The 13,168-nt window shown below is 60.0% G+C and carries 13 protein-coding genes and 1 pseudogene; 13 read left to right on the plus strand and 1 reads right to left on the minus strand.

All coding sequences use genetic code 11. From position 1 onward, the window contains the following. The first annotated feature begins 7 nt into the window (after nucleotides 1-7). The 4 genes from istA (at nucleotide 8) to LOZ77_RS15100 (ending at nucleotide 3,627) form a co-directional block, all read left to right on the plus strand. The gene (gene istA, locus LOZ77_RS15085) at nucleotides 8-1,498 is read left to right on the plus strand and encodes an IS21 family transposase (RefSeq protein ID WP_081261070.1); all 1,491 of its coding nucleotides are present in this window, start codon (nucleotides 8-10) and stop codon (nucleotides 1,496-1,498) included. Further along, the gene (gene istB / locus LOZ77_RS15090; RefSeq protein ID WP_048578302.1) at nucleotides 1,495-2,262 is read left to right on the plus strand and encodes an IS21-like element helper ATPase IstB; all 768 of its coding nucleotides are present in this window, start codon (nucleotides 1,495-1,497) and stop codon (nucleotides 2,260-2,262) included. The genes istA and istB overlap by 4 nt, the downstream gene beginning before the upstream one ends. A 283-nt stretch (nucleotides 2,263-2,545) precedes the next feature. Next, nucleotides 2,546-3,106, plus strand: coding sequence for a hypothetical protein (locus tag LOZ77_RS15095; RefSeq protein WP_230279801.1), 561 nt, complete (start codon nucleotides 2,546-2,548; stop codon nucleotides 3,104-3,106). After that, complete coding sequence (locus LOZ77_RS15100; protein ID WP_230279802.1) at nucleotides 3,103-3,627, plus strand: hypothetical protein; 525 nt, start codon at nucleotides 3,103-3,105, stop codon at nucleotides 3,625-3,627. Before LOZ77_RS15095 ends, LOZ77_RS15100 begins: the two co-directional genes overlap by 4 nt. A 3-nt stretch (nucleotides 3,628-3,630) precedes the next feature. On the opposite strand, the gene LOZ77_RS15105 is transcribed toward LOZ77_RS15100, so the two are convergent. Then, nucleotides 3,631-4,254 carry a competence protein CoiA family protein gene (locus LOZ77_RS15105; protein ID WP_230279803.1) on the minus strand — a complete coding sequence of 208 codons (624 nt, stop codon included), beginning with the start codon at nucleotides 4,252-4,254 and terminating at the stop codon, nucleotides 3,631-3,633. 493 nt (nucleotides 4,255-4,747) lie between these two features. Here LOZ77_RS15105 and LOZ77_RS15110 point away from each other — a divergent pair, with 493 nt between their 5' ends. The 9 genes and pseudogenes from LOZ77_RS15110 (at nucleotide 4,748) to LOZ77_RS15145 (ending at nucleotide 13,164) form a co-directional block, all read left to right on the plus strand. Continuing rightward, the gene (locus tag LOZ77_RS15110; RefSeq protein ID WP_230279804.1) at nucleotides 4,748-6,097 is read left to right on the plus strand and encodes an IS1380 family transposase; all 1,350 of its coding nucleotides are present in this window, start codon (nucleotides 4,748-4,750) and stop codon (nucleotides 6,095-6,097) included. 239 nt (nucleotides 6,098-6,336) lie between these two features. Then, nucleotides 6,337-7,071: a type IIL restriction-modification enzyme MmeI gene (locus LOZ77_RS15115; protein ID WP_230279805.1), complete on the plus strand. Its 735-nt coding sequence runs from the start codon at nucleotides 6,337-6,339 to the stop codon at nucleotides 7,069-7,071. Between the two features lie 204 nt (nucleotides 7,072-7,275). Further along, on the plus strand, nucleotides 7,276-7,875 hold the full coding sequence (locus tag LOZ77_RS15120; protein WP_230279806.1) for a recombinase family protein: 600 nt from the start codon (nucleotides 7,276-7,278) through the stop codon (nucleotides 7,873-7,875). A 49-nt stretch (nucleotides 7,876-7,924) separates the two neighbouring features. Then, nucleotides 7,925-8,191, plus strand: a complete 267-nt coding sequence (locus LOZ77_RS15125; protein ID WP_230279799.1) for a hypothetical protein — start codon at nucleotides 7,925-7,927, stop codon at nucleotides 8,189-8,191. Between the two features lie 10 nt (nucleotides 8,192-8,201). Next, nucleotides 8,202-8,405 (plus strand): hypothetical protein, encoded by a 204-nt coding sequence (locus tag LOZ77_RS15130; RefSeq protein ID WP_230279798.1) that lies wholly within the window; start codon nucleotides 8,202-8,204, stop codon nucleotides 8,403-8,405. Between the two features lie 308 nt (nucleotides 8,406-8,713). Then, nucleotides 8,714-9,073: pseudogene (locus LOZ77_RS17970) on the plus strand (Arm DNA-binding domain-containing protein); the annotation flags it as partial. 71 nt (nucleotides 9,074-9,144) lie between these two features. After that, entirely contained in the window at nucleotides 9,145-10,137 is a 993-nt protein-coding gene (locus LOZ77_RS15135) for an AraC family transcriptional regulator (RefSeq protein ID WP_230279807.1), read from the plus strand. 101 nt (nucleotides 10,138-10,238) lie between these two features. Then, on the plus strand, nucleotides 10,239-11,630 hold the full coding sequence (locus tag LOZ77_RS15140; protein ID WP_230279808.1) for a DUF1254 domain-containing protein: 1,392 nt from the start codon (nucleotides 10,239-10,241) through the stop codon (nucleotides 11,628-11,630). A gap of 10 nt (nucleotides 11,631-11,640) precedes the next feature. Continuing rightward, nucleotides 11,641-13,164 carry a DUF1254 domain-containing protein gene (locus LOZ77_RS15145; RefSeq protein ID WP_230279809.1) on the plus strand — a complete coding sequence of 508 codons (1,524 nt, stop codon included), beginning with the start codon at nucleotides 11,641-11,643 and terminating at the stop codon, nucleotides 13,162-13,164. Nucleotides 13,165-13,168: the final 4 nt, after the last annotated feature.

A 13,168-nucleotide genomic window follows, 5' to 3' on the forward strand; every position in this document is an offset into this window, starting at 1 on the left:
TTACACCGTGGAACTTTACCTGAAGGTTCGTCTTGCCTGCGCGGGCGGCATGAGCGCCCGGGCGGCAGCGAAGCATTTCAACATATCGCGCGACACGGTCCGCAAGATGCTGTCGTATTCCGAGCCGCCCGGTTACCGTCGCAGCGCCCCGGTGCGGCGACCGAAGCTGGAAGCGTTCATACCGATCATCGACGGCTGGCTGGATGGGGACCGGTCGGTCCCGCGCAAGCAGCGCCATACGGCGAAGCGTGTGTTCGATCGCCTTCGCGAAGAGCATGGCTTCACCGGAGGCTACACGATCATCAAGGATTACATCCGGGATCGGGATCAGCGCAGCCGGGAGATGTTCGTGCCGCTGGCACACGCACCCGGCCATGGGCAGGCAGATTTTGGAGAAGCTCTGGTCGAGATCGGCGGGGTGGAGCAGAAGGCGCACTTCTTCGTGCTCGATCTGCCGCACAGCGACGCCTGCTACGTACGCGCCTATCCGGCTGCCGTTGCCGAGGCCTGGATGGACGGCCATGTCCACGCCTTTGCGTTCTTCGGCGCGGTGCCGCTGTCGATCGTCTACGACAACGACCGCTGCCTGGTCTCGAAGATCCTGCCTGACGGGACGCGGCTGCGCGCGAGGCTGTTCAGCGCCTTCCTGTCGCACTACCTGATCCGTGATCGTTACGGCCGCCCCGGCAAGGGTAACGATAAGGGCGGCGTTGAAGGCCTTGTCGGCTATTGCCGGCGCAACTTCATGGTGCCGATCCCCCGGTTCCCGACATGGGAGGCGTTCAACCTGTGGCTCGAGGAGCAATGCCGCAAACGGCAGAACGACCGGCTGCGGGGCGAGAGTGAGACGATTGGCGAGAGGCTGCGGCGCGATCTGGCGGCGATGCAGGAACTGCCGGCTTCCCCCTTCGAGGCCTGTGACCAGACCAGCGGCCAGGTCTCATCGCAGGCGCTGGTGCGTTACCGGACCAACGATTACTCGGTGCCGGTGCGCTTCGGCCACCAGGAGGTGTGGATCAGGGGCTATGTCGACGAGGTGGTGATCGGTTGCCGGGGCGAGATCATTGCCCGCCATGTGCGCAGCTACGAGCGCGAGGATGTGATCTTCGATCCGATCCATTACCTTCCCCTGATCGAACAGAAGATCAATGCCCTCGATCAGGCCGCACCATTGCAGGGCTGGGACCTGCCCGAGGTATTTACAACGCTGCGCCGGCTGATGGAGACGCGCATGGGCAAGCATGGCCGGCGCGAATATGTGCAGGTACTGCGCCTGCTGGAGAGCTTCGCTCTGGCCGATCTGCATGGCGCGGTGAAGCAGGCCCTTGATATGGGCGCGATCGGCTTCGATGCGGTGAAGCATCTCCTGTTATGCCGGGTGGAGCGCCGCCCGCCCCGACTGGACATGGCGATCTATCCCTACCTGCCCAGGGCCAGAGTGGAGACAACATCGGCGCGCTCGTACATGCGGCTGTTGACCGGCGGAGCAGCGGCATGAGCAGCCAAGCTCCCGAACTGCTGCTCGCCAGCCACCTCAAGACGCTCAAGCTGCCAACCTTCCTGCGCGAGCATGACAAGCTGGCCCGGCAATGCGCAGCAGAGGGCGTAGATCATGTCCGCTACCTTGCTCGGCTTGTCGAACTGGAACTGATCGACCGGGAACGCCGGATGGTCGAGCGCCGGATCAAGGCCGCGCGGTTCCCGGCCGCCAAGAGCCTCGACAGCTTCGACTTTGCCGCCATTCCGAAGCTCAACAAGATGCAGGTGCTCGAACTGGCGCGTTGTGACTGGATTACCCGTCGCGAGAACGTCATCGCCCTTGGCCCGTCGGGGACCGGCAAGACCCATGTCGCGATCGGTCTTGGCCTGGCGGCCTGCCAGAAGGGCCTGACGGTCGGGTTCATCACTGCTTCCGCGCTGGTCAGCGAGATGATGGAGGCACGCGACGAACGCCGCCTACTGCGCTTACACAAGCAGATGACCGGCTATAAGCTTCTCATCATCGATGAGCTGGGGTTCGTGCCCCTCTCCAAAACCGGCGCGGAACTGCTGTTCGAGCTGATCTCACAGCGCTACGAACGCGGCTCGACGCTGATCACCAGCAACCTGCCGTTCGACGAATGGACCGAGACGTTCGGTTCCGAGCGCCTGACAGGCGCGCTCCTCGACCGGCTCACCCACCACGTCAGCATCCTCGAGATGAACGGCGAGAGCTATCGCCTGGCCCAGAGCCAGGCACGCAAAGCACGTCCCAACCCCTGACAGAAACGGCAATCCGGGTGTTGGCGACCCCCGCTCGGGCTACGCCCTCCCGGCGCTCGCCAACACCCGGATCAAGTGGCCTGGTTTTGCTCCGCCCAATGGACGACTTTTACGCCGCCGTTGACAGTCTCAAGTTGCGAACGAGAGAATTGCTGCTTCATTCGGCAATTCGGCATGATACGCCTTACCGAGTCAATCACTTGTAGGATTCGTCATGCGAAGACCCGGATCAGTCTCTGCTTTGGAAGACCTTGGACGGGTCAGGTTGTCCGAGAACTTCTTCATGCGCGATATGCTCTATTCGGAGATTGCCAATCATTATGGCATACCGAATATCCCCGACGATCCCGACTTGGCCATCGCCGCTGGAACACGCCTATGCGAGGACTTGCTTGAACCGATTTGGGCGAAGCTTGGTCGCATCTCGATCCGCTCTGCTTTCCGATCCTGCGCTGTGAATGAGGCCGGTATCGGCAAGCACAACTGCGCCCGAAACGAAGCCAACTATGCGGGCCATATCTGGGATGTGCGTGACGCCGATGACTGCATGGGCGCGACGGCCTGCATCGTGGTTCACAGCTTCCTGTCCTATTACGAAAAGACAGGCCACTGGCAGGCGCTGGCTTGGTGGCTTCATGACAATATGCCCCACAACGGCGGCATCACATTTTACCCCAAACTCGCAGCGTTCAACATCAGTTGGTATGAGCAACCCGTTCGCCATATTTACAGCTATATACCACCCAATCGAGGCTGGCTGACCAAGCCCGATATGGAGAATTATGAAGGCTCGCACGAAGCGGAATATCAAGCTTGGATCGACGAGGCAGGAGTTGGCCGTTGAACGTTGACAAGATTATCGCGTCCCTCCCTGCCATGTCTCAGCAAGAGCGTGATCGGGTCCGAGCGAATGCGCAAAACCTCATTGAGAAAGGCTCGACGGTTCAACAAGCCGCCGCCGCAAAGGTTGTCGCCGAACTGGATGAAGTGGCCGAGGCCGAACATCGGCAACTGGTAGATCGGCTAAGCGGAATGGAAGTCAGCGCACGGGTTGTCGAGGCATTTACGACGCAGCCGATGACAGAGACCGAGGAGAAGATTGTCCGTGCCCTGATCGAGAACCCCAATTCGAGTTCGACCGAATTGTCGCGAAAGTGTGGCTGGGGTGGGCAGTCGTGGCACATGCACTTCGGCACCATGTGCTTCAACCGAGCCATCTATCTTTGGCCTGCACCGAAGTCAGAGGCTCGGGAGACCGATTTCTACTCCGGGATTCTGGCGGACTGGTCTGAGGAAAATCAGTGGACGATCAAGCCTGAGGTTGAGGCCGCGTTCGCTGAACTTGGCGTCACTGCGAAAGCCTGAGGCTCAGCGCTGCGCCGTTCTAAATATTTTCTCAAGCAGCGCCTCCTCCGTCAGTGGTGGGAGCAACATCCCATTTTCGTCAATTTTGGGAGACAGAGGCGTTAGCAGTTCGGGTTTCCATCGCCACCATTCGCGAGAGGCTGACCGGCAAAACGCGTTCCTCAATTCTTCATCAGACTTGGTCCTGTGGCAGACTAGTGAAACGAAGATCGCCGATAGCGTCGAACGCCCAATGAGTTCCCGCATTTCCCGCGCTCCTGATTTTTTCACCTCCACCACGACGAGCAGCTTTCGATCTGCTTGATCGTAAAGCAGCAAAACGATCAGTCCCGCGCGCACTACGGATTCCACGACAATCGCATCCACCATGCCCCGCCGATTATCCTTTGGTGGGAGTTCAATCCGAAAATCGAGAGCAGCGTTTTCGAGGAACCGTCTCATCTGACCATCGATGGCAATCCGACAGCTTTTCAAGCCCGCTTGGTGTGCGAAATGCCAATCGCGTTCTGGACCCTTCTTCGCGACTACTGGCACGCCGCAATCGCAAATGAGTCCGTCTCCGCCCCCACTTTCTGCCTCATCGACATCCACGGCAGTGCCGTCTTCGCGATAAGCGGTGGTGATCATCGCGGTGCCGGGTTCCCGCCACGGCCTCCCTATAGAAAAGCCTAAAGCATTCCGCGAAGTTTGAACCATCGGTGGGCTACCTCACCGAGGTAGTCGGTATCGAATGGTCAGCGACGCACCCTTCCCACTCTTCGGCGAGGAGATAATCTCATCTTCGCTTTTCAGGTGGCTGTGCATCACACCACAGCATGTTGGCATCTGGTGTTTCTGGCTCGGATAGCCGCCGAGCGCGCGATGCATTTCCCCCGAGTTCACCTCAACGCTATCCGCTCCCCGTTCGCGGGCTCGACGAAACCGTGCGCGCAATTCGGCATCGAACTCATCTTTTGTAGGCACGTGCGAGCCCCCCTTGATTCGCAAATCTAGCCCGTCGTATTCACCAAACCGGTCCTAAAGGGTTAGCGGGAGTGGCCTAAGCCTCTGATCTGAATTAGGAACTGGGTGTCTAAGCCGAACCTGCCGCAGGGCAGAAAATGCCACAGGTCACCCCCGCATGAACAACGATATCGCAAGCGCATTTGGATTCCCAGCAGTCGGCCGCAAGAAAGTCACAGCCGCTTTCGACGGCGGCCGGCTTACCTCGGATGGCGGCGTGTTGCTGCTGGCACAGGCCGAACGAGCGATGGGGATCTGCCAGCGGCTTGCAGCCTGCATTTCCGATCCGCGTGACCCGGGCAGAGTGGTGCATCACCTCGACGATATCCTGCGCGCCCGCATCTTTGCGATCAGCTGTGGCTATGAGGACGCCGATGATCTCGACGCTCTGCGCGACGATCCGGGCTTCCGCCTGGCGCTGGGCAAGCTGCCGGGATCGGGCGTGGGGCTTGCGAGCCAACCGACCATGAGCCGGTGGGAAAATGCGCCGACTACGCGCGAGTTGGCCAGGATGATGGCCGCGATGATCGACATCTACTGCGCCAGCTATCCCGCCGCGCCGGCGGCGGTGACGCTGGATATCGATGACACCTGTGATGTCGTGCACGGCTATCAGCAACTCTCGTTCTGGAACGGTCATCACGGGGAGCGCTGCTTCCTGCCGATTCATGTCTACGACACCGCCACCGGTCGGCCGGTGGCAATGCTGCTGCGCACCGGCAAGACACCGTCGGGCGCCGAAGCTGCCGGCCACATCCGGCGCCTGATGCGCCATCTGCGTCGGCACTGGCCTGAGACGCACATCACCATCCGCGGCGACGGGCACTATGGCCGGCCCGAGGTCATGGCCTTGTGCGAGGCGGCCGGCGTCGATTACGTGTTCGGCCTGCCAACCAACGCCGCGCTGCGTGCTGATCCCGAAATCGTCGTTGCCGCCGATGCCTGCGCGGTTAAACGGGCTCAGCGCCAATATCCGGTCCTGCGAGGCTATGCCGAGACCCGCTACGGCGCCAAAAGCTGGAAATGCCAGCGCCGCGTTGTCGCCCGGATTGAGGCCAGCACGCTGGGCATGGACATTCGCTATGTCGTCACCTCGCTGACCGAAGGCTCGGCCGAGCACATCTACGACACGCTGTACTGCGCCCGCGGTCAGGCCGAGAACCTGATCAAGCGCCACAAGAGCCAGCTCGCCAGCGATCGCACCTCGTGCCGCTCGGCGGGCGCCAACCAGATGCGCCTCATCCTGCACACCGCCGCATACTGGCTCCTGTGGCGAATCCAGCAGGAAATCCCAAGAGCCACCGCACTCGCCACCGCCGAGTTCGCCACGCTGCGCCTGCGCCTGCTCAAGGTCGCTGCCCGCGTCATCGAAACCGCCACGCGTATCCGCGTCGCCTTCGCTTCGGCTTGCCCGGATGCCGGTGTGTTCAAGGCCATCACCACCAGTCTGCGACCAGCGCCCACATAGCAAGAGCGGCGGTGCCGCCGAACCCCTGAGCCCCAGTCCATCAACCTCGAAAAGCCCATTGCTCCTGCCGCGGTGAAAAACGCCGGTGGAGGCGTGCGCCTTGATCAATCAGGCACCGCCACATCGCCGTCCGAACAACACGAAGCGGTAGCCTCATGAATAGGACGGGCTAGAATATCTGCTTGAATAACCTTCGCACAGGCTTGGCGGTTAGTCTTTCTCTTCCTATCCATTGCCGCATGAACCCCGTCGAGATCGAAGAAGCCGTCACCCAACTCGCCTCCGAGCCGTTTGACCGAGCCGACTTTCCATTTCAGTTCCTCGCGGCGTTCGGAAATAAAAAGACCACGATTGATCGGCTGAGAAAGGGCAATACGAACCAGTCCGATCTGATGGACGGCGTGCTTCAACGCAGCAACATCCACATCGCAACCTGCTCAAGCGGTGCGGTCGGGCAGACGCTCAGCGCCCTGAGGGACAGCCCGAAGACTGCCAGCAACAAGGCTAAGTTCATCCTCGCTACTGATGGTGAGGAGTTTCAGGCCGAAGACCTGACCAGCGGTGAAACCGTTGCCTGCGACTACGCCGATTTTCCCGACCATTTTGGCTTCTTCCTACCTCTCGCGGGCATCACCACGGTCGAGCAGATTCGCGAAAGCTCGTTCGACATCCGCGCGACCAGTCGGTTGAACCGTCTCTATGTCACGCTGCTCCAAGACAACCCGCAATGGGCGAGTGCCGAACGCCGCACCGACATGAACCATTTCATGGCGCGGCTGATCTTCTGCTTCTTTGCCGAAGATACAGATATTTTCCCGATCACCTCGGGGTTCACGCAGACGGTTGAGCGGATGAGCGCCGGGGGAGCGGACAACACTGCTGAGGTCATCAGCGAGTTGTTCCGCGCCATGAACACCAAGCATTCTGATCGCGACACTGCTGGGATCGCGCGGTGGGCGATCAATTTCCCCTAGCCGACGATCCGTCGCTGTTTGTCGCGTCCGATCAATTGCGATTGCGTCGTCTCGATGTAGCCGATGATCATGTGATGTTTATCGCGGATAATCTCTTCGGCCATACATCTCTCCTGCTGGGACCGCCGATCTACCGTAGGATCGAGAAAATATCGAACTAAAAGAACTACTTGACGCATTCCAGAACTGTGAGAGTCTTCTGGAATGACCAAGCGCATCGCCCTCTATACCCGCGTCTCAACCGACAATCAGACGACCGAGAACCAGCGCCGCGAGCTTCTCGCCGTCGCTGAGAAGAACGGTTGGGAGATCGTCGCCGAGTATGAGGACCACGGAATCTCAGGGGCCAAAGGTCGCGACAAGCGTCCCGGATACGATGCGCTCATGAAGGCGGTGGCTCGTCGTGAGATCGATCTGGTCGCAAGCTGGGCCGTGGATCGTCTGGGACGCTCACTCCAAGACCTTGTGTCCTTCCTCAACGAGATCAACGCTAAGAATGTCGATCTCTACCTGCACCAGCAGGCGCTCGATACCTCCACGCCAAGCGGGCGCGCAATGTTCGGGATGCTCAGCGTCTTCGCCGACTTCGAACGCGAGATGATCCGCAGCCGCATCATGGCGGGGTTGGCGCGATCCTCGAAGAAAGGAGGCCGTCCCGCACTCGATCCGCAGAAGGTCGCCAAGATCGAGCGGCAACTCAAATCTGGCACTTCCATCAATGAGACCGCCCGCAAGCTCAAGGTCGGCGTCGGCACTGTCCATCGCATCAAGACTCGCATGGCCGAGGAAGCCATTGCTGCATGACCGTCCGATAAACTGCGGCTATATCTGCCTTCTCGTTGAGGAGCCTGTCATGCCAGATCGTGAGCCCAACATCATCACCTCGCCCCTGTCCTGCGCCATCACGCGCGATGACATCAGCGTCGAGGTCCACATCTATCGCCTCGAACACGAAACGCAGTGGGCGCTGGAAGTGGTGAACATCCATGGCACCTCATCGGTCTGGGACGATCCCTTCGATACCGATGAGGAAGCGTTCGCAGCCTTCGAGCAAGCCGTTGAGGAAGACGGCATGGAAACCTTCCTCGACGATGAGATCGATAATCCCACGCTTCACTAGTCTGGTCCGCATGAACCGCAAGCGCTTCGACTGCCCTGAATGCGAAACGAAAGCGGGCGTGCCGATTATCTACGGCTATCCCAGTCAGGGCCTCATCAAACGAGCCAAACGCGGTGAAGTCATCCTCGGAGGCTGCATGCAGGAAATCAATGCGCCAAACCGTTCCTGCCAAAACTGCGAACATCGATGGATCGACGATCAACGCAGCGTGTAGTCAAGCCGCTGGCGACAACGCTTGCGCATCGTCGCCCACGGCATGGCAACGGTCCTCAATCACGGTCCTGTAAGCGCACCATTATCCTGTCTCTGAATACCCCCTAAAGCTTGAATTTCTGCGGGTTTCGGGTGATGTAATGTATCCCGACGGTTCGCAATGTTTCTGGCGATGCCCCCAAAATCCAGACAATCTGGGGGCATTGCACCAATTGCATTGAATAAATGCGCCCAAATCCCCTGACTGCCGCAGAGATTCGCGCCTTTTCGCCTGAGGCATCCAGATACCGATAGACGGACGAAAAGGGTGTTTATCTGGAAATCATGTCGAGCGGTTCGATGCTTTGGCACCTGACGTATCGCTTCAATGGTAAGGAGAAGCGGCTGTCAATTGGAGCATGGGTTAAAGTAAGCCAGCAGACGCTCGCGAGCTGCTTGATGAATCGCGGCGCAAGGGTCGGGCGACAGCTTTCAGAGTGTCGCGGATGGCTTCATCGATTTGAAGATGAACAAGAGCGAGGGCGGCGCCAACGATCAATAATGCTTGATGGTATCTCGCGCCCATCCTCTGCCGAAACATACGCCAAGCACTCGCAGCGGTTTTTCGCGCGCGGTGTAGGTTTTGCCCAAACCGCTCAGGGTTATTCCCGATGCGCAAGCAGCGGATAGGGACCTAGCCTTGCCGCCGCTGGCAGCGGGATGGTGGTATGGGTTCTTGGGACAGTAACGCGCAGGGTGGGATGGTTACGTCGACTTGGGCGCGCGCGTCCATCGACAGCATTGAACATTTGCAGGATGCCGTTTTGGGTGCCGGTCTGGAGGCGATCCAGTTGTCGCGCGGGCGGATGCGGGGCAGTCTTGCCTTTGCCAGCCATGACGACATAACTTACAGCAGCGGACGCATCGACGGCGATGTAGTGCTGTCGGGCGCGCTTTCGGAAACCATGGTGACATTGGGCGTCGGCGTCGTGCTGGCTCCGGGATCGCGGCACTGGTTCCGCGAAGTGGAAAGCGGCGGGATCGGTGTGTTTCTGGGCGGCGATGCCCATCATGCCGTTTATACTCCCGGCTCGGTCTATGCCTGCGCCACACTGCCTGCCGACCGGCTGGAGGGGATCGCGGCCGAGATGGGTCTGGTGATGGATAACTCGCAGCTTGGCGCGACGGGCATCAGCCCACGATCGATCCCGCTGGATTGCCTGAACTCCATGCAGCACGATTTTGCACTCCTGCACAGCGGGCGCGCGGATGCTTCGGGGGCCGAAGGCTTTAACGGTCGCGGCATGCTGGAGGCGATCATCGATATGCTGGCCCGCGAACCGCGCGCGATCCCTCCCGCATCGCTGCATGTCGGCTATGGCAGGCTGGTCGCGCGCGCGCTGGACTATATCATCGCCAATCTCGACGAACCGCTGTCCATCGCCGCGATTGCGCGAGAGGCGGGGGCATCGCATCGTACGCTTTACCGCGCGTTCCACTACGTGCTCGACGAAACGCCGCAAAGCTATATCCGCAAGCTGCGGCTCAATCGCATCCGCTATGAAATCGCCAATGATGCCGAGGCGCTTTGCACCATCACCATTATCGCCAATCGCTGGGGAATCAGCGAATTGGGGCGGTTTTCGGGTTGGTATCGCCAACTGTTCGGCGAATTGCCCTCCCAAACCCGCGCAAGCCTGAGCGCCGCGGCCCCGCGGATGGAGGCGGAAGGCAGTTTGGCATTATCTGCATAGCCCGTTCCGGCATGTTGAGAGAGTGTTGCAGGAAACCCCGAAGGCTGAACCTGATAGTTCCATAAAGCCGGTGAGGGGGATAATTACAGGAGCGTTCGAAAATGCGTGCGACTATGATTGCGGTAGCAGCCCTTTGTCTTGCAGGGTGCGGACAGGCCGATCAGGCCGAGACTTCGATCGCGGCATCTCCGTCCGAACTGACCGCAGAGCAGGCGCGGCAATATGCGCATGACAGCTATGTCTTCACCTACCCGCTCGCCCTCTATTACCGGACGATGTATAATCAGGCGATCAAGCCGGGTATGGCATTCGGCCAGTGGTTGCACCTTGGCACGTCCACCCCTGACGATACCGATATCGTCACCCCCAATAACGACACGCCCTATTCCTATGCATGGGTCGATGTGCGGGCAGAGCCATGGGTGCTGACCATGCCTGCCATCGACAAGGACCGGTATTACACCAGCCAGTGGGACGACAGCTGGGGTTATGTCATCGACAACCCCGGTTCGGTGCTCGATGGCAACGGAGGCGGCAACTATCTGCTGGCGGGCCCCGACTGGAACGGCGAATTGCCCGACGGGATCAATCGTGTGATCCGCGGCGAAAGCACGCTGCTGGGCACGATTACCCGCACCCAATTGCTGGGCGGGCCGCAGGACATGCCGGCCGTCCGCAAGATTCAACAGCAATACAAGCTCCAGCCGCTCAGCGCATTTCTGGGAACGGAACCGCCTGCGCCGGCACCGGCAGTGGAGTGGCCCGAATGGACCGAAGGGGATGAAAAGACCGAGAAATACTGGGACTACGTCGCCTTTATGCTGCCCTTTATCGCACCCAATCCGGACGATGCCGATGCAATGGCCAAGTTGTCCGCGCTGGGTGTCGAGGCCGGCAAGGACTGGAACCCCGAAACGCTGGACCCCGCGATCCGCGATGCCGTGGCACAGGGCGTGCAGGACGCGATTGCAGAATTCGACGAATGGGGCACCAATCCCAAGCTCGATTCGGGCAAGATCTTTGGCAGCCGCGCCACGCAGGGCACCGACTATCTGAACCGCGCGCTGGGCACCTATCTGGGCATATTCGGTAATGTCAGCCAGCAGGCGATGTATTTGCAGATCCCGATCGACGCCAGTGGCGAACCGCTGGACGGCAGCAAACATAATTACACGATCACCTTCCCCAAGGGAGAGACGCCGCCGGTCGACTATTTCTGGTCATTCACCATGTATAAGGTGCCCCAACGCTGGCTCGTCGCCAATCCGATCGACCGTTATTCGATCTCGAACCGGACGAAGGGCATCAAGACCAATGCCGACGGTTCGCTGACGCTGTATTTCCAGCATGAATCGCCCGGCAAGGACAAGGAAAGCAACTGGCTGCCCGCGCCCGACGGCCCGTTCTGGATGGTGCTGCGCAATTACGGTCCGGACGAGACGATCATCGACGGCACCTTCCCTGCGCCGCGCCCCGTGCCGACCGGTGAATAGGGGGGACGCCATGCAATCGAACAACCGCCTGCGCCGCGCCGTCACGGCAACGGCCATTTTATGCCTGCTGATCGCGGCCGGAACCAATGCCCATGCACGAGAGGACGAGTCCATGACCACCACGTTGGAACAGGCACGGTTGCAGGGGAATGAGACGATCGAAACCCCCATCGGCGCCATCGAACTGACGCATAATTATTTCGACGACGACGCCTCTGCGCGGTTGTTCGACGAGATGGATTACCAGCGTGCCGCCCAGGCCTATATCTGGAGCACGCCGATGACGAGCCTGACCACATGGCGCGACCAGCAGGCATCGGTCTATGGCGCGTCGGACATGGATTTCGTGGTCTATGAAACGCTGAAGGAAAAAATCGGCGTCGTTACCGGCAATCTGACTACGCCCTATATCATGAACTTCACTTCGCTAAAGGACGGGCCGCTCGAGATTGCCTATCCGGCAGGGCAGACGGCAGGCGGCATCCTCGATTTCTGGCAACGTCCGGTGTTCGATCTGGGGCTGACCGGCCCCGACAAGGGCGAGGGCGCGACCTATATCGTGGTCGGCCCGTCCGAAGATCCGGCGCAATATGAACGTGACGGCGCCTATGTCTATCAAAGCGCGACCAATAATATTTTCATCGGCATCCGCCTGCTCGACACGGCGGCGGGCGCGCTGGATGCATTCGGTGCCGCCTACAAGATGGGACCGGTGGGCCAGCCGCTGAAGGATGTCGGCATCATCAAGGGCAAGGATCTGGCGTGGAGCGGTACGGCGGCGCGCGGTCTGGATTACTGGAAAACATTGGCCAGCGTGCTGCAAGACGAACCCGTGCGCGACATCGACAAGCCGTGGATGGCGATGCTGGCCCCGCTGGGCATCGAACCGGGGCAACCGTTTCAACCAGACGCGCGGCAGGCCGCGATCCTGACCAAGGGTGCCGCGATGGGCGAGCTGATGGCGCGCAACCTGCAGGTCAATCCGCGCTATACCGAACCCTATTGGACCGGCACGCAATGGTACAAGAGTTTCGACTTTCATATCCCGCAGGAAACCGAGACCCGTCAGGAACTGGATGAACGCGCGACCTGGTTTTACGAGGCGATCGGCAGCACCGAAGGCATGGTGAACCCCACGCCCGGCGCGGGCCAGGTTTATATGACCACCAAACGCGACAGCAATGGCGACATGCTGCGCGCCGACCGCACCTATCGTCTGCATGTTCCTGCGAATGTGCCGGTCGCGCAGTTCTGGTCGCTGACGCTTTATAGCGAGAATACGCGCCGCCCCTATGAAAACGGCGGAACCGAAATCCGCAGCACCAGCCTTGACAGCCGCGACGACCAGCTGGCGTTCAACGACGATGGCAGCATCGACCTCTTTGTCGGCGTGAAGCCGCCTGCAGGCATGGAATGCAATTTTATGAAGACCGTCGATCAGGACGGCTGGTTCGTCTATTTCCGCCTCTACGCACCCGAACAGCCGTTCTTCGACAAGAGCTTTAGGCTGCCCGATTTCGAACGGATCGACTGATCTG

This window comes from Croceicoccus sp. Ery15 (assembly GCF_020985305.1).
Classification (GTDB): domain Bacteria; phylum Pseudomonadota; class Alphaproteobacteria; order Sphingomonadales; family Sphingomonadaceae; genus Croceicoccus.

Coding starts and splice junctions, on each gene's coding strand:
- LOZ77_RS15120 (WP_230279806.1), top strand. CDS start 7,276: ATGACCAAGCGCATCGCCCTCTATACCCGCGTCTCAACCGACAATCAG.
- LOZ77_RS15130 (WP_230279798.1), top strand. CDS start 8,202: ATGAACCGCAAGCGCTTCGACTGCCCTGAATGCGAAACGAAAGCGGGC.
- LOZ77_RS15140 (WP_230279808.1), top strand. CDS start 10,239: ATGCGTGCGACTATGATTGCGGTAGCAGCCCTTTGTCTTGCAGGGTGC.
- LOZ77_RS15135 (WP_230279807.1), top strand. CDS start 9,145: ATGGTTACGTCGACTTGGGCGCGCGCGTCCATCGACAGCATTGAACAT.
- LOZ77_RS15145 (WP_230279809.1), top strand. CDS start 11,641: ATGCAATCGAACAACCGCCTGCGCCGCGCCGTCACGGCAACGGCCATT.
- istB (WP_048578302.1), top strand. CDS start 1,495: ATGAGCAGCCAAGCTCCCGAACTGCTGCTCGCCAGCCACCTCAAGACG.
- LOZ77_RS15125 (WP_230279799.1), top strand. CDS start 7,925: ATGCCAGATCGTGAGCCCAACATCATCACCTCGCCCCTGTCCTGCGCC.
- LOZ77_RS15110 (WP_230279804.1), top strand. CDS start 4,748: ATGAACAACGATATCGCAAGCGCATTTGGATTCCCAGCAGTCGGCCGC.
- LOZ77_RS15095 (WP_230279801.1), top strand. CDS start 2,546: ATGCGCGATATGCTCTATTCGGAGATTGCCAATCATTATGGCATACCG.
- LOZ77_RS15115 (WP_230279805.1), top strand. CDS start 6,337: ATGAACCCCGTCGAGATCGAAGAAGCCGTCACCCAACTCGCCTCCGAG.
- LOZ77_RS15105 (WP_230279803.1), bottom strand. CDS start 4,254: ATGATCACCACCGCTTATCGCGAAGACGGCACTGCCGTGGATGTCGAT.